We start from the raw sequence: 23,021 nt of genomic DNA on the forward strand, positions 1-23,021 counted from the left end.
GATCAGGCGGCGGCCTTGTTTCGCTTGGGCAGGCGGCGCTTGACGGCCCGCCAGGCGGGGGCGATGACGTGGCTGGCAACGGGGATCAACAATGCGCCGAGGACGATGCCGAAGACAAAGTCCACTGCGGCGGTAGCCACCCAGCCGGCCACTGCCGCAACGGAGGGCAGTGCTGCTTCCGCCCAGTGCGCGACAGTTTCCACTACATGCTCGGGGCCACCGATTCCGAACTCGTAAAGCCCGTGGACGATGATCGAGCCACCGACCCACGTCATCGCCGCAGTACCCACGACGCTGAGGACATTCATGAACACTGGCATGAAGCGCACGATGCCGCGCCCGAAGCTGCGGCCGGCTCCGGTCCGGCTGTTCCGGGCTAGCCACAGGCCCAGATCATCGGCCTTCACGATGAGCGCCACCGCGCCATAGACAGCAACTGTTATGCCGATAGCGGCAACGGCAAGAATGGCCGCCTGGGTCCAGAAGTCGCCGACCTCGATGGCGGCGAGAATGATCGTCATGATTTCCGCAGAGAGAATGAAATCCGTCTTTATCGCCCCTGCCACCTGACGATCTTCCATTGAATGGGGCTCGATGGCCGCCGGCTCCAGCTCCGCCTCGTGGCTTTCGGCACTGTGCGGAGCAAGCGCGTGGAAGACCTTTTCGGCGCCTTCGTAGCAGAGATAGGCGCCGCCAAGCATGAGCAGGGGCGTGATGATCCACGGTGCAAACAAACTCAGCAGCAGCGCGGCAGGCAGCAGAAACAGCAGCTTGTTCTTGACCGACCCCCAGGCAATCTTGCCCACGATAGGCAGCTCTCGTTCCGCGGTGAACCCCTGGACATAGTTGGGCGTGACGGCGGCATCGTCGATCACGGCACCGGCGGCCTTGACGCCGGCTTTCGCCGCCTGCCCCGCTACGTCGTCAAGCGAGGCCGCCGCGACCTTGACCAGGCTCGCGACATCATCGAGCAGCGCCAGCAATCCAACAGCCATCTAGCTTTCTCCGCAGACCCTTTGTTGCGTCACTCGAACCACGCCGGGGGGATGTTTGTTCCCCGCCGGCACTTTTCGCTGTCCGAACCACTGGCCTCCAAGACTGGACCTCAGCCGGCCACGCGCGAGAAGTCGGCGACAAGCCGCATGGTGTCGCGCAGGCGCGCCAGTAGGTTGAGGCGATTGGTCCGAACCTGCGGATCGGCATCATTGACCAGAACCGCTTCGAAGAACGCATCCACCGGAGCGCGCAGAGCGGCGAGGGCCGACACAGCGCCGCGATAGTCGTCGGCCGCGACACGAGCGGAAACGGCGTCAGACGTTTTCTCGACGGCCTCGAACAGCGCCGTCTCCTCGGGGAGCGACAATGCGGCTCGTTCCACCGCACCGTCGTAGCTGCGGGCGTCCTTCTTTTCCTCCGCGGCCAGAATGTTCGCGGCGCGCTTGTAGCCGGCGAGGAGATTGGCGCCGTCATCGGTCGCGAGAAGGGTCGAAAGCGCCTCCACGCGCTGGGTAATCTCCAGCATGTCCCGGCTGTCGGCGGTGATCACCGCGTCCACCAGATCGTGCCGCGCGCCGGCATCGCGCAGGGACACCTTGAGGCGGTCATGGAAGAACGCCAGCAGATCGGCCTCGACATCGAGCGGGAGCCGCAGGCCGTTTTCTACGACAATGCGGATCACGCCCAGCGCCGCGCGGCGCAATGCGAAGGGATCGCGCGAGCCGGTGGGTTTTTCGTCGATCGACCAGAAGCCCGAGAGGACGTTCAGCTTGTCGGCCAGGGCAACCGCAATCGACACCGGCTCGGTGGGAATGCGGTCGGGCGGGCCCAGCGGCTTGTAGTGCATCTCGAGAGCCGTTGCGACCGACGCCGGCTCCCCCTGCGCTGCGGCGTAGTAGCGGCCCATCAACCCCTGCAACTCGGGGAACTCGCCCACCATATCGGTGACCAGGTCCGCCTTGGCCAGCATGGCGGCGCGCTTGGCCTGCTCCGGGTCAGCCCCCACCTTGGGTGCAATCTCGCCAGCCAGCTGCACGAGGCGTTGCACCATCGCGAACTGGCTGCCCAGCTTGGCGTGGAACACCATGTCTTCGAGCTTGGGCAGGCCGTGTTCGAGCGGCAGGGAGAGATCGTTCTGGTAGAAGAAGGCCGCGTCGGACAGCCGGGCTCGGATGACGCGCTCATTGCCGGCGACGATGACGTCGCCGCCATCGGCGGGAACGGTATTGGCGGTGATGATGAAATTGGGCGCCAGCTTTCCCGACGCGTCGCGCAGGGAGAAGCACTTCTGATTGGCGCGGATGGTGGCGATGATGACTTCCTCGGGGAGCTTGAGGAAGTCCGGGTCGAACCCGCCCATCATGACGTTTGGCCATTCGACCAAGCCAGCCACCTCTTCGAGCAGCCCCTCGTCATGGATGACGGTTAGCCCCTGGGCGAAAGCCAGATTGTCGGCATCGGTGCGGATGATTTCCTTGCGCCGGTCGATGTCGAGGATGACCTTCGACCGTTCCAGCGCGATCACGTAGTCCTCGAACCGTTTGACGCGAATGGCCTGGGGCGAGAGGAAGCGGTGGCCGAACGTGGTCTGCCCGGCAGTCACGCCGGCCACGCTGAATGGCACCACGACAGGTTCGTCGTTTTCCGTGCCGAATGTGGCGGTGATGGCGCGCAGGGGGCGCACCCAGTTGAAGCTGCCCGAGCCCCAGCGCATCGACTTGGCCCAGGGAAATTCGCTCATGACCTTGGGCAGCATGCCCGAAAGCAGTTCGATGGCATCGGCACCGGGACGCTCGATGGATGCGATGTAGAAGTCGCCCTTCTTGGGATCGCTTTGGATCTGCGCCTGGTCGAGCGACGCGAGGCCCGCGGCGCGAAGGAAGCCGTCGATCGCCTGCTGCGGTGCGCCGACCTTGGGCCCCTTCTTTTCCTCCCGCGTATCGGGCGAACGCGCCGGAAGCCCGGAGACCGTCAGGCTCAGGCGGCGCGGCGTGGCAAAGGCCTTGGCGCCCTCGTAGACCAAGCCCGCATCCGCCAAACCGTTGGTAACGGCCTTCTTGAGATCTTCGGCGGCGCGGCGCTGGAAGCGGGCGGGAATTTCCTCGGAGAAGAGTTCAAGCAGGAATTCGGGCATGGTTTGAACCGTGTTGGAAGGCAGTGCGTGCTTAGCGTGAGGGCACGGCGATGTCCATCGCCAGGGCCAATTGCGGCCGGGTCAGCTACCAGCCGCCACCACCGCCGCCGCCCCCGCCCCCGCCGGAAAAGCCGCCGCCGCCCGACCCGGAGGAACTCGCCTGTACCGGCTGCGCCGCGATCATGGCGGCCGCCATGCCCGCCGAGGCTCCGCTGATGGCCCGCGAGAGGCCACCAGATGAGAAATTGCTGCCCGAGTACCACATGGGCTGATAGGGCGTGGCTGTATCCGCCACGGCGTTGCGGGCGAGTTCAGCCTCGAAGTGCTCCGACCAGGGCTTCTCCACGCCGAGCGCGATGGCGTAGGGCAGGATCCGTTCGAAGCGGTCGATGCTCATCGGCGGCTCGCCGATGATGTTGAGGCGATTCTTCTCGGCGGTTTCGAGATAAAGCTTGAAGCCTTCGATCTCGTCCATGACCTTGCGGCCCTGAATGGTGGGTGCACGCATCAGCACGGCGAAGATGACGCTGATCAGGATCAGTGAGGCGCCGGCAATGGCAGCGGAATTGACCGGCACAGCGGTCAGCGAGCCCAGCATGCCGCCTCCCACGTTGAACAGGAAGATGCCGGCCCAGACGAGGATGAACAGCTTCTGGAACACGCCCTTGCGGAAGCTGTTCATCAGCATGCCTCCGACAACCCCCGCGAAAATGCCGATCACCGCTCCAAGGATAAGCAGGGGCGGGTCCAGGACATCGAGCACCACCATCAGGGCGAGCAGCCCGATGGCGAGCACGAAGCTGAAGACCGAATAGACGATATTGTTGCGAAACCAGACCAGGCGGTTTTCGCTCTCGATGGCGCTGGTGAACTCGGCGCGCTTGGCGCCGATCTCCTTCCCCGCTGCCTTGTCTATGGTGACCGCGCCGCGGGCGGAGAAGTAATTGAAGAGCAGTTGTTCGCCGACGGGCAGCTTCTCGGACGGTTTCTTGCCCGTCGCTGTCACGGTCAGCGTATTGTCGACATTGGAAATGGTCACCAGGCCCTTCACCCCGAGAGCGAAGATACCGGCGGTCATGGCCGTCCAGCCCGATTTGGCGAAGCCCCAGCGGTGGACGTAGTGCGCCAGGCCCGGCGAGAACCCCTTGGGCGGGTAAAAGAGCGGGATGATCGTGCCCTTGGGCGGATCACGACCGACACGCCACCAGGCGGCAAAATTGTAGAGCAGGACAAGCAGCACCGCGCCCACAGGGATCAGCACATCGCGCATGTCCGAAAGCCAGTAGGCCGCAGCGTCTACACCCTCGGGATAGGTGATGATGCCCTTTTGGAACGAAACGGCAAACGTCATGCCTTCGCCTGGCGCCAGGCTCCGGCCCGTGCGGAAGATCGCCGAATTATCCCCGCTGCGGGTGATGGTGACGGCGCTTTCCGAGGACCCGACAAGGCCTGTGTAGGCGGACAAATCAGTGATGATCGCGCCTTGAGGCAGGGTCACGCGCGCTACCGATTTGAGGATGGGAAAGGCCCAGTAATTGCCCGTTGCGTTCCAGTAGAGCTCGTCGTGATCGGCAAAGCTGCGGGCCATCCGGTTCATGACGTAGGACACCACATAGCGGTGCTCGCCGCGAGAGATGAACTGGTCCGGGTCGCCGATCCAGATCCGCTGAAAATCGCCCATGCGTTCGACGCGGAAAGGCTCTGCTGCGCCATCGCGTGTGACGGTGGAGACCGAAAGGTTGATGCGGATCCTGCCGCCGCTGTCGCTCGCCAGGGTAACGGGAATGTCCCGATAGATGCCGCGGCGTATGTCCACGCCTTCCGCATTGACGTCTATGGTTTCCTGCACCGCCACCGACCCGTCCTGACGCAGGACGACATCGCTGGCAAATGCCCGGATTTCCTCCCGGGCCAGAGCATGCGTGGAAAAGCCCAGCGCGAGAGCAAGCAGCAGCGCTAGGCGAACAAGCAGGGACATCGGCAGTCGCCTGTCAGGTGAACTTGACGTTCGGAACGGTGCGGTCGGCCTCGTTTTCGAGCTCGAAGTACTCGGCCGTCTCGAAGTGGAAGGCGTTGGCGATGAGGTTGGAGGGGAAGGACTCCACCTGCACGTTGAGATTGCGGACGGCGCCGTTGTAGTAGCGGCGCGCCATCTGGATTTCGTCCTCGACAGTGCGCAAGGCGTCCTGGAATTCAAGAAAGGTCGTGTTGGCCTTGAGGTCGGGGTAGGCCTCGGCAACTGCCAGCAACCGCCCCAGGGCAGCCGATAGCTCACCTTCGGCCTTGGCCCGTTGATCCGGCCCGGCGCCGGACGCGCTGGTGGCTCGGGCCCGCGCTGCCACCACGGCCTCGAGCGTTTCGCGCTCGTGCGCCATGTAGCCTTTCACGGTCTCCATGAGGTTGGGGATGAGGTCGGTCCGGCGCTTGAGCTGCACATCAATGCCAGACCAGCCCTCGCGCACCATCTGTCGATTGGTGACGAGGCTGTTGTAGAGGACGATCGCGTAGCCGACCACGGCCACGACGACCACAAGCACGACGATCCATTCCATGATGGGGCTCCACGCGACGCTGCGCCGACTCTCGCAGGTTCCGCGAAGACGCGCAATTGGCTGTCCGCAGGGGTTGACTTCCCCGGGTTCATCCCTAGCTTGAGAGGATGACTTTGCGCACCAGCTCCATTTTCGCGTTCGCTCTCAAAAGCTGATTGCCCCAAGCAGGCCGAGCCGGCACCTGCTTAGGGGGCCTGCGCATCGCCACGACCGGCACACCTTATTCCCAAAACTAGAATCTGCTCACCTCCGGCGCCATGCGCGGAGGCGCAGGAGGACGTATCATGACTATTGTATCGCGCGACCTCACGCCTCGCATTGCTCTTGGCAAGACCGACCACCAGATGCTCACCGCACTGGCGCAGGCCGGACTGGATCGTACGCCTGAACTGGCTGAAACCCTGCTCGGCGAGTTGGAACGCGCCCGCGTTGTCGCTGACGGCACGCTACCGCCCGATGTCACGCGGATGGGCTCGCGGGTCACATACACTACCGCATCGGGAGCCGAGCAGACCGTTACGCTGGTCTATCCTGCCCAAGCCGACATCGATCAGGGCAAGGTGTCCGTCATGACGCCGATCGGCACGGCGCTTATCGGGCTCAAGGCCGGTCAGTCCATCACCTGGCGCGATCGCTCCGGCCGGCGGCAGCAATTGACGGTCCTCGAGGTCGCGGCCGCCGAGAACGCCTGATCGCAGGCGCAGACCCGGGCCGGTGTCAGTCGACGCCGCCGCCCGAGGTCTGCAGCCATGCCTCGCCGCAGGCCTTGGCCATTTCGCGGATGCGCAGGATATAGCTCTGGCGTTCGGTGACCGAGATGACCCCGCGCGCGTCGAGCATGTTGAAGTTGTGCGAGGCCTTGATCACCTGCTCATAGGCCGGGATCGCCATGGTCTGGCGGTTGGCCTCGGCGCCCTTGGCGAGCACGGCGCGGCATTCCTTCTCCGCGTCCTCGAAGTGGCGAAACAGCATCTCGGTGTCGGCCGCTTCGAAATTGTACTTCGAGGCTTCCTGCTCGTTCTGCAGGAACACGTCGCCATAGCTGACGCGGTCCTCGCCGTCGCGACCATTGAAATTGAGATCGTAGACGTTTTCGACGCCCTGGACATACATGGCGAGGCGCTCGAGACCGTAGGTGATCTCGCCCGGCACGGGCGAGCACTCGAACCCTGCCACCTGCTGGAAATAGGTGAACTGGCTGACTTCCATGCCGTCGCACCAGCACTCCCAGCCCAGGCCCCAGGCGCCGAGGGTGGGGCTTTCCCAATCGTCCTCGACGAAGCGGATGTCATGTACCGACGAGTCGAGCCCGATGGCGGCGAGCGACTGGAGGTAGAGCTCCTGGATGTTGTCCGGGGACGGCTTGAGGATCACCTGGAACTGGTAATAGTGCTGCAGCCGGTTGGGGTTCTCCCCATAACGGCCATCGGTCGGCCGGCGACTGGGCTGCACATAGGCGGCCTTCCACGGCTTGGGCCCGAGCGCGCGCAAGGTCGTGGCGGTGTGGAATGTGCCGGCGCCCATCTGCATGTCGTAGGGCTGCAGGATGACGCAGCCCTGCTCTGCCCAGAAGTTCTGCAGTGTCAGGATGAGGCCCTGGAAAGAGTTCCGGGGATCCATGTGGGCGGGGCGATCGGTCATGCGGAAAAGTCCCTCGATAGGCGGGACAAAGCTCTAGTGAACCGCTCCGGAGCGGTCAATGGCGCTCGTTTTTGTCGCGCGGCCGGAACGTCCCGTCGTTGTCCCGCTTGAGATCAATGACATCCGGCCGTTGCCGTTCGGCCAGGTCGCGCTCGCGGCGCAGGCGGCGTGCGGTTTCCTCATCGTCCTTGAACTTGTTGGACCAGTCGAACCAGATGCGGCGCAGGCCATAGAGAATGAAGAGCCCTATGGCGGCAAAGATGATCACCCGCAAAAGCATTGCGCCTGTCGCTCCTCTCGCCGCCCCTGCGGCACTCCGCCCCTATCCGGGCCAAACCCTGCATCATCTAGTGGCCAAGGCGGCCTTTTACCAGTCAAGCGCCGCCTTCCCGCGAAAGATAGCATCAAATTGCGGTGCAAACGCGCGTCCATCCGCCTCATGCAGGCTGCGCGACGCCAACAGGGTCAGGGGTGCGCGCGAGCCCTTGGTGCCGCGCACCAGGATACGGCTGGTCGGCGCATCGGGTCGGGGGCACAGGGGGAGTATCGTTATGCCGCCGAACCGGGACCCGAAGGCCGCCAGCAGGTCGGTCAACCCATCAGTGGGATAGATGAAGATGGCCTGTCCACCGGCTGCCGCCGCTCCGGCAGCGCAGCGCAGCCAAGAATCGATCGCCGCCTCTCTCATGTGCCGCGCAGCGGCCCGGCCGCTGTCCGGTGACAGCGTGCCGCCCCCGCTGTTGAAAAAGGGCGGATTGGCGATAACGACATCGTAGGCGTTCTCACGTAGCCCCGCATCGAGGCGCGCCGAGGCACTGCCTTCGACATCGACCGCGACGGCACGGGCCGCCTGGCCAAATCCATTGTCGGCGATGTTCCGGCGCGCCAGGCCGAGCGTCATCTCGTCGCGTTCCGCCAGGGTAACGTCCCTGGCAAGACCGAGAGCGAGAGCGGTGAGACCGGCGGTGCCTACCCCTGCCCCCAGATCGAGCAGCGAGGCGCTCCCCTTCGGGACCGCGGCCCCGAGGAGCACGCTATCCAGGCCCGCCCGAAAACCGCGGCGAGGTTGCGACAGAGTGATCCTGCCGCCCAAAAAGGCATCGCGCGTTACCGTTTGGTGTTTTACAAACTCATGTGGCTGGTCTAGGGACATCGCACCCTTAAGGCTGGTTCCGCGCGAGTTTACAGGCGCGGGCGCGACTGGCTCAACAGCAATTGCCAACGCGCAGCAATTGAGGATGGTAATGGCGGTCTCAGTTCAGACCCAGACAAAACGAGTGCCTGCGTCGAACGCCGTCGAGCGGCTGCTATCCGCCACAGCCGACGACATGGCCCGCGTCAACGCGCTGATCCTGGATCGGGCGCAGTCGCATGTGGACATGGTACCCGAGCTGGCCCGCTACCTCATCGAGAGCGGCGGCAAGCGCCTGCGGCCCATGCTGACCGTGGCCGCGGCCATGCTGTTCGGACGCGGAACCGGTGCCGCCATCAATTTTGCCGCTGCCGTCGAATTCATGCACAACGCGACCTTGCTCCACGACGACGTCGTGGACGAGAGCGACATGCGCCGCGGCAAGCAGGCTGCGCGCATGGTCTGGGGGAACAAGGCCTCGATCCTGGTGGGCGACTTCCTGCTCGGGCAGGCCTTCATGATGATGGTGGAGACCGGCGACATCGAATCGCTGGGGGTCCTCTCCGCCGCATCGGCCGTGATGGCCGAGGGTGAAGTTTTCCAGCTGGCCAAGACCGGCGACCTTGAGACGTCCGAAGCCGACTATGCCGAGGTGATCAGGGCAAAGACGGCGGTGCTGTTCAAGGCTGCGTGCGAAGTGGGCGCCATGTCGGGCGGCGCCGACGCGGCGGGACGCGAGGCGTTGGCCAACTACGGCCTGGAACTGGGCAATGCCTTTCAGCTTGTGGATGACGCGCTCGACTATGGCGGGCAGTCCGGCACGCTGGGCAAGAACGTTGGCGACGATTTGCGGGAAGGCAAGATGACCCTGCCCGTGATCCTGGCGCTGGCCGATGCGACGGATGCCGAGCGCCACATCATCGCGGGCGCGCTGGGCAAGGCCGACGCGAGCGAATTCGAAGTGCAGCAGGTCGTGGGAATCTTCAACCGCTACGACACGCTTTCGCGCACGCTGGACAAGGCCCGCCGCCACGCCGCTTCCGCCATCGCTGCACTCGACAGCCTCCCAACCTCCGAGATGAAGACGCTCTTGGCCGACGTCGTGGAAGACAGCGTCGGCCGGGCCTCCTGATCCCGACCTCCATCAGAAATTCTGGCGATATCCCATCGACAGCCCGACACCGCTCGCGCCCGCCACATGACCGGCATTGGCGGCGTATTTCATGCCGACATTGAGGGCCGCGCGGTTGTCGAGGTGCGTTTCGTAATGGAACCCAAGGTCGAGCTGACGCCCGGAGGAAGCCAGCTGGCTCTGCGTGGTGCGCGAGAGAATGGTGCCATCCGTCTGCCGCCCAACCGGCGTCGTGAGTTCGACCGTGCCTGTCTCCACGCGCAGCGGCTGGGACAGGGAGAGCGTCAGCCGGTCCTCCTTCTGCATGACGTCTCGCAACGCCGCGCCCACTTCAAACCCGAAAAATGAGAGGTTGGCGAGATCGGTGACGAAGCCCCCGCCGCCGCGTCGGGCGGCAGCTCCGTACTCGATGCGCCCGAAGAGGCTCAGCGACGGGGCGACGGCCTGCTCCACACCCAGGTTGAAGGCGCCGATCGTGCTCGCGTCGCCGAAGTTGAAGGCGCTGTTGCCGTGGAGGCCTAGGATACCCCCTTGTTCATCGGCCAGCAGGCCGCCGATCCGCACATTGCCGGCGCCCACAGGGAAAGAGAAGGTCACCCCTGCCCCCGCCACGCTGCCATCGGCCAGTGTGCCATGGCCGGCCGCGAACCCGTAGGCCGTCAGATCTGCGCTCGACCCTACCGGAGCCGTGGAGGCCATCAGCATTCCGCTGCCGGCCATGCCAAGCACGGAACCCCTGCCGCCGGCTCCCGAGAAACCGCCGACCACGCCTGCGAGGTCGTCGGTGTAGCGCATGTGTAGCCCGGCACCCTCCTCATCAAGGCTTGCCACGGCATCCAGGCGCGGCAACAGGGTTGCCGGTGCCGACGCGACGGTCGCGCCAGCGGGGACGGAGTAGGCGCGGTTCAGCGCGTCGAACACCGCCATTTCCTGAGGCGCAAGCGCAACCTGCAAGGCATCGCCGAAGCTGCTTGGAGCGGAGACAGCGCTTTGAGCGGCGTCGTAGCGGGTTGCAGTCTCGACAGTTGCCCCGCTCAGCATCGAGAGGGTGCCGATGGGGCTCAGGGCAGCCTTGAGATCCAGAACGCCATGCCCCCACTCGGTCGAGTAGGCGTGCGTGACGCCGTTACCATAGTCGACAGTGCCGGCAACCGGCACGCCTTGGCTGGCAAACCACTTGTTGTTGGCGCTGGCCAGCAGGCGCTTGGTCCACTCCGCTGGCGTCAGGTCGGGGAAGGCTTCGGCCAACAGCGCCACAGCGCCCGAAATCTGCGGCGCCACAAAGGATGTGCCATAGCCGGACGCATAGGCCGTGTTGCTGGTGCTCCAGGCGCCGGTCGTGATGCCGTCGCCGGCGAGGCAGAATTTTGCGGCGATCCCGCATGCGGCCGAGAGGCGGACGGCGCGGGTGATATCGCCGCTGCCGTTCACCTCGAAATAGCCATCCGCTGCCGCGATCCAGGCTTCGGCCAGACGCGGCTCGAAGTAGGGCAGCGTGGCCGTTATGTCGCCTTGGGCGTAGCTGTCGTCATTGGATAGGGCCCAGACGATCACGCCGGTCTTCTGGAAGGTGTCGAGCGCGTTGAGGTAACTCTGCCAATTGCCCGCGCCATAACCGAGCAATGCGTTGAGACCGTCGGCCGTGGTGGCTCCGGGATGGCCCGCGAGATAGTTCTGGAACGTCTCCGCCTTGACGCTGAACCCCCACGAATTGTTCTGGGCCACGGCGCGCTTGGCCGCAGCGTCCAGCGTGCCACCAGTCACGTTGGAAATGCTGAAGCCCGCGCCAGTTGGCTGATACGACGTCAGATGAAGATCGGCGCCGGGCGCAACGCCGTGTATCCCCAGGCCATCCTTGTTCGCCGTGGCCAGCGACGCGACGAAGGTGCCGTGATCGCTGGTCGGAAGGGTGCCGTAGGTGGTGATATTCTTGCCACTGAACTCGCGGTGGCTTGTGAGGAAGCCGCCGTCGACGATTGCGACGGTGTTGCCAGCCCCGGTCAGCCCTGCGGAATGAGCCCAGTTCACACCATGCAATGCGAAGGGGGTCGACTGCGTCCCGCTGGAGGTGACCCCACATCCGACCGTTTGGCATGTCGCGTCGGACCGGCGGAACTCTGCCGAAGCGGCGTAGGTCGCAGCCAGCCCGGGGTCGAAAGTGACGCCCGACGTGATCCACTTCGGTTGTGACGACGGCGGCGTTGGCGTGAGCGCCGGCGCGGTGGTGGGGGCTGAAACTGTGGGCGTGTCGGCGGGAGCCTGATTGGCGCCACCGGAGCAGGCAGCGAGGACACCCGCCAGTGCCACTGCGGCACCGAGCTTGAGCAGAAATTGGAAATGCACGACGATCTGGCCCGCACTTGAAAGCCTGCGGGAGCGTCGGAGAGCCCGCGGCAGATTTGTCTTGCCCCGAGACTTAATTAGCAGAGTTGGCCAGGCGAGACAGCGGCTCGCGCCACCGCTGAACGAAATGTGATTCCGTTGGGCTATGGCCGCAGGATTGGCGCTGCCGCGACCCAGTGCTCAGGGTGGTGTTCCCGCATTTGCTGAGCCGCGAGATGGGCCTGCCCTTCCGAGCCGAAAAGACCGAACACCGTGGCGCCTGACCCGGACATGCGAGCCACGATGCAGCCGGCAGTTTCGGCCAACCGGCTGACGATCTCGCCGATGACCGGCACCAGCTTGACGGCCGGTGGCTGCAGGTCGTTGCGGGTTTCGGCCAGCCACAGCCCCAGTTGAGCAGGGCGCGTCAGCGGCTCGGGGAGTGCCGGCAGGGGATAGTTGTCATGTGCCCGCAACCGGCGGAACACGTCGGCCGTGGCGACCGGCACCAAGGGGTTGACGAGGACCAGGTGGAGCGCGGGAAACTCTTGGAGCGGCGAGAGGATTTCTCCCACCCCGCGCGCCACGAGCGGACGGGAGAGGAGACAGGCGGGCACGTCTGCACCCAGGGTTGCAGCGAGGCCCAGCATATCCTGTACCGGTATAGCCTCGGGCGAGAGCTTGGCCATGAGGCGCAGGGCAGCCGCCGCATCCGCCGAACCCCCGCCGATGCCGGCAGCCACAGGCAGGTTCTTGACGAGATGAAACTGGACCCCCACGGGCGCCAGGTGCGGCCAGCGGTTGCGAAAGGCGTCGATGGCCCTGAGCACCAAATTGCCCGATCCAGAGCCGAGATTGGCGGCAAAGGGTCCGGAAATGGCCAGCGTGTCCGCCTCAGCCGGAGCCGCCGACACATCGTCGGACAGATCGGCAAAGGCAATCAGGCTCTCGAGGTCATGGTAGCCGTCTTCGCGGCGCCGCGTCACATGCAGAGCAAGATTGACCTTGGCCGGGGCGGCCTCGTGCAGCGTGAAAGACACGACCCGCTACTGGGTGGCGTTCTCCGGCGTCAGTCCGTCCTTGAGCTTGGGCGCCACCCGCGCGGCAACCGTGCCCACGTCATCGACGGATTTGGCAATGTTCCACTGGAAGCGCGCCTCCAGCTTCCGTCCGGCCTTCCAGTAGGCATCCCCGAGGTGGTCGTTGATCTCCGGGTCGTTCGGCAGGAGCATGACCGCGCGCTCCAGCGTTTCGACCGCTTCGTCCGTCCGGCCAAGCTTGTAAAAGGCCCATCCAAGCGAATCGATGATGTACCCGTCCTGCGGCAACGCATCGACGGCCTTCTGGATCATGCCCAGCGCCTCATCCAGATGCATGTCCATGTCGATCCAGCTATAGCCGAGATAGTTGAGAACCTGCGGTTGATCGGGATTGAGGTCGAGCGCCTTGAGGAAATCGGCCTCTGCCTTTGGCCACTCCTTGGCGCGCTCATAGGCGATGCCGCGCACATAGTAGAAGCGCCAGTCCGCAGGGGACTCACCACCCGTGATGGCCAGCGCCTTGGTGTAGGCGTCGGCCGCTTCGACGAATTGCTCGTCGTAGCGCAGGATGTCGCCCAGCGCCGAAACGGCATCAAGATTGTCCGGCGACGTGCTGACGATATTGCGCAGGCGCCTGATGGCTTCGGCACGATCCCCCGTCGCATCGAGGTTCTGCGCGACCCGCACCACGGCCATCGGCTTCATCGGCGAGTTGGACGGAACGGCATCGTAGATCTTGTTGGCCGATTCGTGCTGGTTTTCCGAATCAAGAAGCTGGCCCACCGCCAGGGCAATCACGTCCGACTTCGGGTCGAGATAGGTGCCGAGGCGCAGGAAAACGAGCGCCAGGTCCTTTGAGCCGTCGCGCGACAGCGCAGAGCCAATGCCATGGAACATTTCGGCAGCGCCGATCTGTACGCTCGCGGTGAACACGCCGGGCTTGCGGCGCGCCTCCACGGCCTTCTTGACCTCCGCCACCACCGGGTGGCTCAGCCCCTGATCCTCGAACTGGGCGATGACGTCGTCTGCCGCGTCGAACTGTCCGTCGTTGGCGAGCATCCGCGCATAGACTTCAACGATGCGCGCCACGAAAGGCTCGTTGTCGAACGCCTTGCCGGCGAGGTCGAGAGCCTTGGAGCGGTTGCCGGACGCTTCGGCGAGCAGCGCGCGATGGAAGACGAGAAAGTCTTCCAGCCCTGTCTCGCCCAGCTTGTGCAAAAGGGCGTCGGCTTCGTCTGCCTTGTCTTGCCCGACCAGGGCCCAGGCGCGAAGGATCGCCGCCGTGATACCCGTGAACGTATCCTGGGAAATGGCGCCCAACATCTCGTCGGCTGCGGCGTAACGGCGCTCCTTGAGGGCTTCGGCAGCCAGCACGAGTTCGGCGAGCTGGTTGGTGCGATCGAGCTCGAGCAGGTGCTTGCCCACCGTCGCGGCCTCAGAGACGCGACCATCGGCGGCGAAGGCCACGAACGAGCGTTCGACGAGAATGGGATTATCCCAATCGCTCTGGGCCGCCTGATTGAAATAGTCGGCCGCTTCGCTGGTGCTGAGCTCCTGCAACGCCTGCTGGCCGGCGAGATAGGTGCCGCTGACGCTGGGCCGGAAAATCTTGAGGAGGTCGATGGGGTTGCTGGCGCTGGTTTGCGCAGCAAGGGGGGACGCCAAGGCTGCGATGAAGACGCCGGCAAGTAGCGGCCGAACCAGTCGCGTTGAGATCATCGTCACGTCGCTGCAATCTCCCATAGCCATATGCGGCGCCAGTAGCGCCAGACATTGTCCGTTTTAAGGGTGCGTCGCAAGGCTGCTGCGCTCACAGAGCCGTCACATCCCGCTGTAATTGGGCCCGCTACCGCCCTCGGGCGGCACCCAGGTAATGTTGTGCGCCGGATCCTTGATGTCGCATGTCTTGCAGTGGACGCAGTTGGCGGCATGGATGCGGAACACGGGCGCATCGCCTTCGCGCGCCAGTTCGTAGACGCCGGCCGGACAGTAAAGCGGCGCCGGCTCGCCATAGCGGGGCAGGTTTTCCCGAACGGGAATGGTGGGGTCGGCGAGGCGCAGGTGAACCGGCTGGTCCTCATCGTGGGTGATGGCGGAGAGAAAGACCGACGAGGCCCGATCGAATGTGGTCCGTCCATCGGGGCGCGCATAGCGCTTGGGCTGAACCGAGGCAAGCGGCTGCAGGCGATCGGCGTCCTTTGTGGTCCAACTGAGCGTGCCGAACGGGGAGCGTCCGAAGAGTGCAATGCTCCACATGTCCAGGCCGCCCAGAAAGGCGCCGGGGAGCGTGCCGAAGCGCGACCATAGCGGCTTGAGATTGCGGACCGACTTCAGTTCCCGTTCGATGCCTGAGGCGAGTACTGAATGCTGGAGCGTGTCGAGATGGTCGTGCGCTCGCCCTGCCGCAACCGCCTCCCCGACACAGTCCGCCGCGCCGATGCCGGAGAGGATCGCATTGTGGATGGCCTTGAGGCGGGGAGCGTTCATGAAGCCGGCCGCGCAGCCGATCAATGCGCCGCCGTCGAACACCAGGTCCGGGATGGCCTGCCAGCCCCCTGCCGTCAGGGAGCGAGCGCCGTAGCTGATGCGCGTACCGCCCTCGATAAGGCGCGCGATCGCGGGGTGGGTCTTGAAGCGCTGGAATTCATCGAAGGGGGAGAGCGTGGGATTTTGATAGTCGAGATGAACGACGAGGCCGAGGTAGAGCTTGCGGTCCTCGGCATGGTAGGCGAAGCCGCCGCCGGCCGTTGTGCGGTCGAGTGGGAAGCCAAGGTAGTGATCGACCTCGCCGGGATGATGCCGATCGACCGGAATTTCCCAGATTTCCTTGATGCCCAGGCCGAATTTCTGCGGGCTGCTCTCCCGCGCCAGATCGAAAGCACCGATGAGGTGCTTGGCAAGCGAACCGCGCGCACCTTCGGCGATGAGCGTGTACTTGGCTTCAAGCGCGATGCCTGAAGCATGACCCGGATTCGGCTGCCCGTTTCGATCCAGCCCGAGATCGCCGGTGATGATCCCCCGCACCGGCCCGTCTCCATCACGCAGCACGTCGACGGCAGCGGTCATCGGGAAAATGTCGACGCCAAGCGCGGTCGCCTCCTCACCCAACCAGCGCACGAGGTTTCCCAGGCTGACGATGACCCCGTTGCGGGTCTTCATCTGCGGGGGGAGCAGGGCATGAGGGAATGCGAAATCCCCCTTTGCGGTCAAAAAATGGTAGGTGTCGGTGGTGACCTCAGGGCCGGTGGGTGCGCCCTTGAGCCGCCAATCTGGAATGAGCGCATCAAGGCCCACCGGATCCATCACCGCACCGGAAAGGATGTGCCCGCCCAGTTCGGCGGCCTTCTCAACCACCGTCACGGCGATATGCGGGTGGCGCTGCTTGAGCCGGATGGCGGCCGCGAGGCCCGCGGGACCCGCTCCGACTATGACGACATCGGTGGAAAGCGTCTCACGGTCGCCGGCGTCTGCCATTGTCGGTGTCCCTGTCGCGCGGCGGTGACTGGCCGCTTCGGTTGGGGTGTGACATAACGCATCCGATGTCTCAAGATCGACCGCTCGATAATGCCGAACTGCTTTCGGTGCTGGACTGGTATCGCGCCGCCGGCGTGGACCTTGCCGTGGGCGAGGAGCCCGTCGATCGGTTCGCGCAACAGACCCCGGCTCGCCCGGTGGCGATCCGACCCTCACCGCAAAAGGCGCCCGGGGCCGACGCCGCACCTCAGGCCGTTTTGCCGATCGGGGGCGATCCCACGGAAGCACGGCGTTTGGCGGCCAGTGCGGCCTCGCTCGATGAGTTACGGGCCATCCTCGATGCCTACGAGGGCTGCGGCCTGAAGTTCCGCGCCACGCAACTGGTGTTCGCTGATGGGAATCCTGAGGCGCCGATCATGCTGATCGGGGAGGCGCCGGGGGCAGAAGAGGATCGCCAGGGCAAGCCGTTCGTCGGGCGTTCAGGCCAGTTGCTCGACCGCATGCTGCGCGCGATCGGGCTTGATCGCACCAAGGTCTATATCGCCAATACCGTGCCCTGGCGCCCGCCGGGCAACCGGACGCCAACGCCCGAAGAAATGGAACTGTGCCTGCCCTTCCTGCACCGGCAGGTGGAAATGGTGGCACCAAAACTGGTGCTGACGCTGGGAGGGCCGGCGATGCAGACCATCTTCAAGACGACCTCCGGCATCATCAAGATGCGCGGCAAGTGGGACAGCGTCGAGATCGGGGCGCACCGCACTGACGTGCTGCCCACGCTGCATCCGGCTTACCTCCTGCGCAATCCGGCGGCCAAGCAGCAGGTGTGGAAGGACCTGCTCAGCCTCAAGCAGCGGATGCTGGAGAACGGGCTGGCCGATTAGTTTTTCCAGCCCCAAGGCTCGAAATTCCATGTCGTCGCGTTATGGTCACCTTCAGGTGATTTGCACCGTTGCGCAGAGACTGACTCGAAAGCGGCCATGGCTACCGTCATCAAGATCTACGCCCTCTTCCTGGGATCCGCTCTCCTCATGTTCGGGGGTGGCCTGCAGGGCCTGCTGCTCTCGGTCCGGGGCGCCGAGGAACATTTTTCCCTCATCGCGCTTGGCCTGATCGGCACGGGCTGGTCTGTGGGCTTCGTTGCCGGCTCGATCATGGTGCCGCGCATCGTGCGCAATGTCGGCCACATTCGAGCGTTTTCGGTGATGGCGGCCATCGGCACCGTGACCATCCTGCTCAACCTGCTCTGGCTCAATGATATCGGCTGGATCCTCCTGCGCGGGCTCTCGGGCTTCTGCTTCGCCGGAGCGGCCATGATCGTCGAAAGCTGGCTCAACGAAGTCGCCGACAACAAGAGCCGGGGCACGATCTTTTCGATCTACGTCACCATCAACATGGCCGCCTCGACCGTGGGACAGATGGCGATTTCGATCACCGGCACGGCCGGCTACATTCCCTTTGTCCTGGGCGCCATCAGCTTTATCTGTGCCATCCTGCCCACGGCCCTGACCTCCAGCCCGCAGCCCCAGCCGCTCCAGTCGGCAAAGCTCGACGTGCGCCTGCTCTATCGGACCTCCCCGGCGGCAGCGGTCGCAGCCTTCGCGACCGGCATGGCCAGCGGATCGTTCGGCACGCTGGCCCCGGTCTACGGCTATCAGCAGGGTCTCGATCCTAGCGGCATTGCCCTGCTCTTTGCCATCGCCGCCATCCTGGGGGCGTTGGCGCAGATTCCCTTTGGTCGGCTCTCCGACCGCATCGACAGGCGCCTCGTCATGATCGGCCTCAGCGGGTTCGCCGCAGTGGTGGGATTGCTCACAGTCGTGATCAACCCCGGAGCGGGCTGGGTCATGTACGTGCTCTTCGCCGCCTACGGCTTTGCCGCCTATCCGATCTACGCCATTGCGGTGGCGCATGCGAACGACTTCGCGCGTGACGGCGATTTTGCCAAGATCGCCGGCAGCATGCTGCTGCTGTTCGGCATCGGCAATGCCATCGGCCCGGTGGTAGCCTCGGTGATCATGAACGTGTGGGCGCCAGTGGGCCTGTTCATCGTCACTGCGGTATTCCACGCGCTGCTCGCCATTGCCGCCTATCTTCGGATGCGTGTCCGCGAGAGTGTGGACGTTTCCGATCGCGCACCCTTCCAGCCGGTCTCCGACAAGCAGGTTACCCCGGAGACCTTTGTGCTCGATCCCCGCGGTGATAGTGATGCCCCCGAATTCGAGGTTCGGCGCGAGGCGCCGGTTCCGGACGAATTGATGGAAACGGCAGATGGTGAGCAGCATGTTCAAGGCAGCAGCACGGTTTGAGGATCGGGCATTTCGGCCCCTCAGCATCGCCGTCATCGCCGTTTCAGATTCGCGCACCATCGAAACCGACACCGCCGGCGCGCTGCTCAAGACCATGCTCGAGGCCGATGGTCACGCCTGCGCGGGCCGGCTGGTCGTGCCGGACGACGTGCAGCAGATCCGCGCCGCCGTGCAGGCATTCGTTGCCGACGAGCGGGTCGATGTCGTCCTCACCACGGGCGGCACGGGCTTTTCAGGGCGCGACGTCACGCCCGAGGCCGTCGAGCCCTTGTTCGACAAACGGATGGACGGGTTTTCGGTGCTGTTCCACCAGTACTCGGCAACCACGGTAGGGACCAGTTCTATCCAGTCGCGCGCCACGGCCGGCCTTATCGGCAAGACCTTCGTCTTTTGCCTGCCCGGCTCGCGCGGCGCCTGCCGGGACGCGTGGGAAGGTATCCTCACCCACCAGCTCGATTATCGGCACAAGCCATGCAACTTCGTCGAACTGATGCCGCGGCTTGACGAGAGATAGAAAGAGCGCCGGCACCGGCGCTCCTTCATTTCGATCAGTGCCCGCTCATACGCGGGGCTCCCTCTGCCGGCCGGCGCACAAAGAACGCCGCTACGACCATGAGCAGGGAGATGATCGCGCCACATAGAAAGCCTGAGCGAATGCCTGCCGCCAGGGCTTCGACGCCCTCGAGACCCTCGGATGCGGCGGCTGCCGAGCGCAGGCTCATGACCGCTACGAAGAGAGCGATGCCGGCGGCCCCGGCAACCTGCTGCACGGAGCCGAGGATGGCGCTGGCATGGGAATAGAGCGGCGCCGGCACGGAACTCATGGACGAAGTGAAGAGCGGCGTGAAGGTGAAGGCGAGGCCCACGCTCAGCACCACATGACCCACAACCACGGCCCACACCGGGGTTTGCGGGCTAACCAGGGTCAACGCCCACATCACGGCCGACACCGCGACGACGCCAGGCACCAGCAGCGGGCGCGGCCCGACGCGATCGAAGAGCCGCCCGACGACAGGGCCGAGAAACCCCATGAGCAGCCCGCCGGGCAGAAGGATCATGCCGGTCTGCAGGGTGCCGAGCCCCAACACGTTCTGCGTGTAGATCGGCAGCAGGATCGAGCTGCCCAGGAGCGCCACCATGGCAATGGCCATGGTAATCAAGGCCATCGTGTAGTTGCGGTGCCCGAGCGTGCGCAGATCGAGCAAGGCCTTGTCCTGCCGGGCGAGGCCGAACTGACGAGCGATGAAGATGCTCATCACGACGAGACCCACAACGATCGGCAGCCAGGCTGGAATGACAGCGCCGTGCCCGGCGCCTTCGCCGAGGCTGGAAAGGCCGTAGACCAGCCCGCCGAAGGCAATCGCCGAAAGGATGACCGAAAGAATATCGAGCGGCGCAAAACGCGGCGACGACACATTGCGGATTCTCAGCGCCCCCAGCACCAAGGTCCCCAGCGCGATGGGCAGCGTGAAAAAGAACATGAAGCGCCAGTCGTAGTGCGCCAGGATGAAGCCGCCGATGGTTGGCCCGACCGCAGGCGCCACCGACATGACAATGGATATATTGCCCATGGTCTTGCCCCTGCCCTCGGCCGGTACGAGCGTCATGACCGTCGTCATCAGGAGCGGCATCATGATGGCCGTTCCGACGGCCTGCACGACGCGACCCGCGATCAGGAGCTCAAGGCCGGGCGCCAGGGCACAGGCCAGCGTGCCGAGCGAAAAGACGCTCATCGCGATCATGAACATGGGCCGCGTGTTCATGCGCTGCAGCAGGAATCCGGTGACCGGGATGACCACCGCCATGGTCAACAGGAAAGCCGTGGTGAGCCACTGCGCGGCGCTCGCCGTCACGCCGAGGTCGTTCATGAGGTGTGGGATGGCCACGCTCATGATAGTCTCGTTGAGGAAGACCACGAAAGTCGACACCAGCAGAATTCCAATTACGAGCCTGTTGCGGGCGGCGTTGTCCGGATGGTGAGGGGCAATGTCTCCGATCCCGTCCATGGTGGCATCCAGGGTCATTTCGTTTCCTCGTGCGATTGGTCGTTCCACCGTGGCGACGAAAGCCCGGCTGCCGTTTCGACAGCTTCAGTCGACTTTATTCGCGACACACCCTGTCAGCAGACACGGCGGCAGGTGCAGGGTGCGGATGGCGCGCTCGGCGACGCATATCGTCCGAACCGGGGCACTGTCTCTAGACGTTGCCCGCCTGAGGGTAAAGTCTCAAACGCGCAGATCGACCCTGCGTTTGCCGCCGGGTCTGGGCGTTCACTGATGTTTGTTCTTGTTATGTTCTCTTCGCGATGCTATCTCCAGAGACGTCGCCGGCAGTCGATTCTGCCCGGCGCTCGAGCCCCGGAGAGTCATCATGGCCCTATATCAGGCGCCCTCCTTTGAAGCCCTTGAACGGTTGAGCCGCAGTCGCGACGCCGATCTGGCCCGCCGTGAACTTGAGCACCCGGACCGTATTCGCGGACGAGGCGCGCAGTCCAACCGCTCCGGCCGGTTCGAAGCGCACGCGCGGGAAAGTTTTGACGATGGCTGGGGAACGGTAGAGCCGCTGCCCATTTTTGAAACGACCGAGCATGTCGAGCGGGCCAAGACGATCATCACCAGCAATGACAGCCCCGATATCGGGTTCGAACGCTCGATAAACACCTACCGGGGGTGCGAGCATGGCTGCTCCTACTGCTTCGCCCGGCCGTCCCACGCCTATCTGGGGCACTCGGCGGGGATAGATTTTGAGCGCGACATCTATGTGAAGACCAATGCGGTGGACGCCTTGCGGGCCGAACTGGCGGCGAGGAACTATCGCCCCAAGCCGATCGCGATGGGCACCAATACCGATCCCTACCAGCCTGCCGAGCGCAAGCACCGGCTGACGCGCGGCATCCTCGAGGTGATGCTGGAAACGCGGCACCCGGTGATGATCACCACCAAATCCGCACTGATCATCCGCGACCTCGACCTGCTCACCGAACTGGCCAAGCTCAACCTAGTGAAGGTGGCCCTTTCGGTGACGTCGATGGACCACAAGCTCAGCCGCAAGATGGAGCCGCGGGCGTCGACCCCGGCACGGCGACTCGAGGCCATCCGGCTGCTCAGTGAAGCCGGCGTGCCGACAGCCATCTTCGCGTCGCCGATGATTCCGGCCATCAACGACATGGAGCTCGAGCGGATTCTTGACGCAGGCAAGGCGCAGGGAGCGGTCAGCGCCGCCATGATCCTGCTGCGTCTACCGGGCGAGGTGCGCGATGTGTTTCGCGAATGGCTGCTCCGGCACTTCCCCGACCGCGTGCGCCACGTGCTGTCGCTTGTGCGGGACACGCGCGGCGGCAAGGATTACGATTCGCGCTGGGGCGTCCGGATGACCGGCGAAGGCCCCTATGCGACGCTGTTGCGGCAGCGGTTTGAAAAGGCGCGGGAGCGCTATGGCCTTGATGCGAAGCTGCCAGCGCTGCGCACGGATCTCTTCGTCGCGCCGCAGATCGAAAGCCGGCAGATGAGCCTGTTCTAGGCCATCAAGCGCGCCTTGACCAAATCGAGGAGCGCCGCGTCGGTATATTCGGAAGCGGCAAGCACGGCGCCGGCGGCGAGAAGATCGGCCGGCTCAAGACCGGTAGCCATGCCTACAGTGGCGATTCCAGCGGCGGTAGCGGAGGTGATGCCGGTCCGGGAATCCTCGAAGGCCACGCTATAGCGCGGATCGGCCCCAATGCGCGCGAGCCCCTCGAGATAGGGCATGGGGTGGGGCTTGCCGAATGCCAGATCCTCGGCGACGACGACGCTGTGGAACCGCCGGCGGGCGCCAATGCTGTCCAGTAGCAGATCGGCGTTGGCCCGCGGCGCATTGGTTACGGCGACAGTGGGGACACCGTGAGCTTCGGCCCAATCGAGGAGGGAAAAGAGCCCGGTCACAGCGTCGATGCCCTTGGCGGCCAGTTTCCGAAATGTCTCCTCCTTCTCATTGAGCACGGCGCGACGCCGGTCGATACTCTCGTGGGGGAGGAAGCGGGCGGCAATGTCGACGTTCGCGAGCCCCTGCAATTCGCGTCCGAAGCGCTCTCGATCGAAGACATGGCCCAAGGGCTCAAACACGATGTTGAAGGCCTGAAGATGCAGCGGATCACTTTCCACCAGCGTGCCGTCAATATCGAACAGAAGGCCGGCACCGGGCTTTGGAGGCATAGGGCAGTCCACGCAGATTATGTGCCACACCCACACCAAAGTGGCCGCTTCGTCAACATGTCCGCCGCGGATCCGGCTGGTGGCCCGGACGCGCCCCCTGAA

The 23,021-nt window shown here is 64.6% G+C and carries 19 protein-coding genes; 6 read left to right on the plus strand and 13 right to left on the minus strand.

The window, feature by feature from the left end:
• Positions 1–2 precede the first annotated feature (2 nt).
• The 4 genes from IC608_RS08225 to IC608_RS08240 all read right to left on the minus strand — a co-directional run bounded on the left by IC608_RS08225 (position 3) and on the right by IC608_RS08240 (position 5,682).
• Complete coding sequence (locus tag IC608_RS08225) at positions 3–995, minus strand: DUF808 domain-containing protein (RefSeq protein ID WP_191774380.1); 993 nt, start codon at positions 993–995, stop codon at positions 3–5.
• A gap of 110 nt (positions 996–1,105) precedes the next feature.
• A complete protein-coding gene (gene glyS, locus IC608_RS08230; RefSeq protein ID WP_191774382.1) occupies positions 1,106–3,130 on the minus strand; it encodes a glycine--tRNA ligase subunit beta in 2,025 nt (674 codons plus the stop codon).
• Between the two features lie 85 nt (positions 3,131–3,215).
• Complete coding sequence (locus IC608_RS08235) at positions 3,216–5,108, minus strand: DUF2207 domain-containing protein (RefSeq protein ID WP_191774384.1); 1,893 nt, start codon at positions 5,106–5,108, stop codon at positions 3,216–3,218.
• A gap of 13 nt (positions 5,109–5,121) precedes the next feature.
• Complete coding sequence (locus tag IC608_RS08240; protein WP_191774386.1) at positions 5,122–5,682, minus strand: LemA family protein; 561 nt, start codon at positions 5,680–5,682, stop codon at positions 5,122–5,124.
• Between the two features lie 284 nt (positions 5,683–5,966).
• On the opposite strand from IC608_RS08240, the gene rnk reads away from it, so the two are divergent.
• Positions 5,967–6,374: a nucleoside diphosphate kinase regulator gene (gene rnk, locus IC608_RS08245; protein WP_191774387.1), complete on the plus strand. Its 408-nt coding sequence runs from the start codon at positions 5,967–5,969 to the stop codon at positions 6,372–6,374.
• Positions 6,375–6,399: 25 nt separating this feature from the next.
• Here the strand turns inward: rnk and IC608_RS08250 are convergent, their stop codons facing one another.
• The 3 genes from IC608_RS08250 to IC608_RS08260 all read right to left on the minus strand — a co-directional run bounded on the left by IC608_RS08250 (position 6,400) and on the right by IC608_RS08260 (position 8,356).
• Positions 6,400–7,323 (minus strand): glycine--tRNA ligase subunit alpha, encoded by a 924-nt coding sequence (locus IC608_RS08250; RefSeq protein WP_191774388.1) that lies wholly within the window; start codon positions 7,321–7,323, stop codon positions 6,400–6,402.
• Between the two features lie 55 nt (positions 7,324–7,378).
• Positions 7,379–7,603 carry a hypothetical protein gene (locus IC608_RS08255; RefSeq protein WP_191774389.1) on the minus strand — a complete coding sequence of 75 codons (225 nt, stop codon included), beginning with the start codon at positions 7,601–7,603 and terminating at the stop codon, positions 7,379–7,381.
• A gap of 87 nt (positions 7,604–7,690) precedes the next feature.
• Positions 7,691–8,356: a methyltransferase gene (locus tag IC608_RS08260; protein ID WP_191774390.1), complete on the minus strand. Its 666-nt coding sequence runs from the start codon at positions 8,354–8,356 to the stop codon at positions 7,691–7,693.
• A 211-nt stretch (positions 8,357–8,567) separates the two neighbouring features.
• Here IC608_RS08260 and IC608_RS08265 point away from each other — a divergent pair, with 211 nt between their 5' ends.
• On the plus strand, positions 8,568–9,587 hold the full coding sequence (locus IC608_RS08265) for a polyprenyl synthetase family protein (RefSeq protein WP_191774391.1): 1,020 nt from the start codon (positions 8,568–8,570) through the stop codon (positions 9,585–9,587).
• Between the two features lie 12 nt (positions 9,588–9,599).
• On the opposite strand, the gene IC608_RS08270 is transcribed toward IC608_RS08265, so the two are convergent.
• The 4 genes from IC608_RS08270 to IC608_RS08285 all read right to left on the minus strand — a co-directional run bounded on the left by IC608_RS08270 (position 9,600) and on the right by IC608_RS08285 (position 16,423).
• Positions 9,600–11,930 carry a S8 family serine peptidase gene (locus IC608_RS08270; RefSeq protein WP_191774392.1) on the minus strand — a complete coding sequence of 777 codons (2,331 nt, stop codon included), beginning with the start codon at positions 11,928–11,930 and terminating at the stop codon, positions 9,600–9,602.
• Between the two features lie 143 nt (positions 11,931–12,073).
• On the minus strand, positions 12,074–12,949 hold the full coding sequence (locus IC608_RS08275) for a 4-(cytidine 5'-diphospho)-2-C-methyl-D-erythritol kinase (RefSeq protein ID WP_191774393.1): 876 nt from the start codon (positions 12,947–12,949) through the stop codon (positions 12,074–12,076).
• A gap of 6 nt (positions 12,950–12,955) precedes the next feature.
• Complete coding sequence (locus IC608_RS08280; RefSeq protein ID WP_248306310.1) at positions 12,956–14,668, minus strand: tetratricopeptide repeat protein; 1,713 nt, start codon at positions 14,666–14,668, stop codon at positions 12,956–12,958.
• Between the two features lie 102 nt (positions 14,669–14,770).
• A complete protein-coding gene (locus IC608_RS08285; RefSeq protein WP_191774395.1) occupies positions 14,771–16,423 on the minus strand; it encodes an electron transfer flavoprotein-ubiquinone oxidoreductase in 1,653 nt (550 codons plus the stop codon).
• Positions 16,424–16,488: 65 nt separating this feature from the next.
• Here IC608_RS08285 and IC608_RS08290 point away from each other — a divergent pair, with 65 nt between their 5' ends.
• From IC608_RS08290 to moaB, 3 genes are all read left to right on the plus strand, one after another.
• Positions 16,489–17,304, plus strand: a complete 816-nt coding sequence (locus IC608_RS08290) for a uracil-DNA glycosylase (protein WP_191774397.1) — start codon at positions 16,489–16,491, stop codon at positions 17,302–17,304.
• Positions 17,305–17,400: 96 nt separating this feature from the next.
• Positions 17,401–18,729, plus strand: a complete 1,329-nt coding sequence (locus IC608_RS08295; RefSeq protein WP_191774399.1) for an MFS transporter — start codon at positions 17,401–17,403, stop codon at positions 18,727–18,729.
• A complete protein-coding gene (moaB, locus tag IC608_RS08300) occupies positions 18,704–19,243 on the plus strand; it encodes a molybdenum cofactor biosynthesis protein B (RefSeq protein WP_191774401.1) in 540 nt (179 codons plus the stop codon). Before IC608_RS08295 ends, moaB begins: the two co-directional genes overlap by 26 nt.
• A 34-nt stretch (positions 19,244–19,277) precedes the next feature.
• Here the strand turns inward: moaB and IC608_RS08305 are convergent, their stop codons facing one another.
• The gene (locus IC608_RS08305; RefSeq protein WP_191774403.1) at positions 19,278–20,753 is read right to left on the minus strand and encodes an MDR family MFS transporter; all 1,476 of its coding nucleotides are present in this window, start codon (positions 20,751–20,753) and stop codon (positions 19,278–19,280) included.
• 346 nt (positions 20,754–21,099) lie between these two features.
• Between IC608_RS08305 and IC608_RS08310 the strand changes: the two genes are divergently transcribed.
• Positions 21,100–22,248: a PA0069 family radical SAM protein gene (locus IC608_RS08310; RefSeq protein WP_191774406.1), complete on the plus strand. Its 1,149-nt coding sequence runs from the start codon at positions 21,100–21,102 to the stop codon at positions 22,246–22,248.
• On the opposite strand, the gene IC608_RS08315 is transcribed toward IC608_RS08310, so the two are convergent.
• A complete protein-coding gene (locus IC608_RS08315) occupies positions 22,245–22,919 on the minus strand; it encodes an HAD family hydrolase (RefSeq protein WP_191774407.1) in 675 nt (224 codons plus the stop codon). The two genes, IC608_RS08310 and IC608_RS08315, sit on opposite strands and share 4 nt — an antisense overlap.
• Positions 22,920–23,021 lie beyond the last annotated feature (102 nt).

This window comes from Devosia oryzisoli (assembly GCF_014837245.1).
Taxonomy (GTDB): Bacteria; Pseudomonadota; Alphaproteobacteria; order Rhizobiales; family Devosiaceae; genus Devosia; species Devosia oryzisoli.

Bases quoted from the DNA above. Each gene is read 5' to 3' on its own strand.
- IC608_RS08225 (WP_191774380.1), bottom strand. From the start codon at position 995: ATGGCTGTTGGATTGCTGGCGCTGCTCGATGATGTCGCGAGCCTGGTC.
- glyS (WP_191774382.1), bottom strand. From the start codon at position 3,130: ATGCCCGAATTCCTGCTTGAACTCTTCTCCGAGGAAATTCCCGCCCGC.
- IC608_RS08235 (WP_191774384.1), bottom strand. From the start codon at position 5,108: ATGTCCCTGCTTGTTCGCCTAGCGCTGCTGCTTGCTCTCGCGCTGGGC.
- IC608_RS08240 (WP_191774386.1), bottom strand. From the start codon at position 5,682: ATGGAATGGATCGTCGTGCTTGTGGTCGTCGTGGCCGTGGTCGGCTAC.
- rnk (WP_191774387.1), top strand. From the start codon at position 5,967: ATGACTATTGTATCGCGCGACCTCACGCCTCGCATTGCTCTTGGCAAG.
- IC608_RS08250 (WP_191774388.1), bottom strand. From the start codon at position 7,323: ATGACCGATCGCCCCGCCCACATGGATCCCCGGAACTCTTTCCAGGGC.
- IC608_RS08255 (WP_191774389.1), bottom strand. From the start codon at position 7,603: ATGCTTTTGCGGGTGATCATCTTTGCCGCCATAGGGCTCTTCATTCTC.
- IC608_RS08265 (WP_191774391.1), top strand. From the start codon at position 8,568: ATGGCGGTCTCAGTTCAGACCCAGACAAAACGAGTGCCTGCGTCGAAC.
- IC608_RS08280 (WP_248306310.1), bottom strand. From the start codon at position 14,668: ATGATCTCAACGCGACTGGTTCGGCCGCTACTTGCCGGCGTCTTCATC.
- IC608_RS08285 (WP_191774395.1), bottom strand. From the start codon at position 16,423: ATGGCAGACGCCGGCGACCGTGAGACGCTTTCCACCGATGTCGTCATA.
- IC608_RS08290 (WP_191774397.1), top strand. From the start codon at position 16,489: ATGTCTCAAGATCGACCGCTCGATAATGCCGAACTGCTTTCGGTGCTG.
- IC608_RS08295 (WP_191774399.1), top strand. From the start codon at position 17,401: ATGGCTACCGTCATCAAGATCTACGCCCTCTTCCTGGGATCCGCTCTC.
- moaB (WP_191774401.1), top strand. From the start codon at position 18,704: ATGTTCAAGGCAGCAGCACGGTTTGAGGATCGGGCATTTCGGCCCCTC.
- IC608_RS08305 (WP_191774403.1), bottom strand. From the start codon at position 20,753: ATGACCCTGGATGCCACCATGGACGGGATCGGAGACATTGCCCCTCAC.
- IC608_RS08310 (WP_191774406.1), top strand. From the start codon at position 21,100: ATGGCCCTATATCAGGCGCCCTCCTTTGAAGCCCTTGAACGGTTGAGC.
- IC608_RS08315 (WP_191774407.1), bottom strand. From the start codon at position 22,919: ATGCCTCCAAAGCCCGGTGCCGGCCTTCTGTTCGATATTGACGGCACG.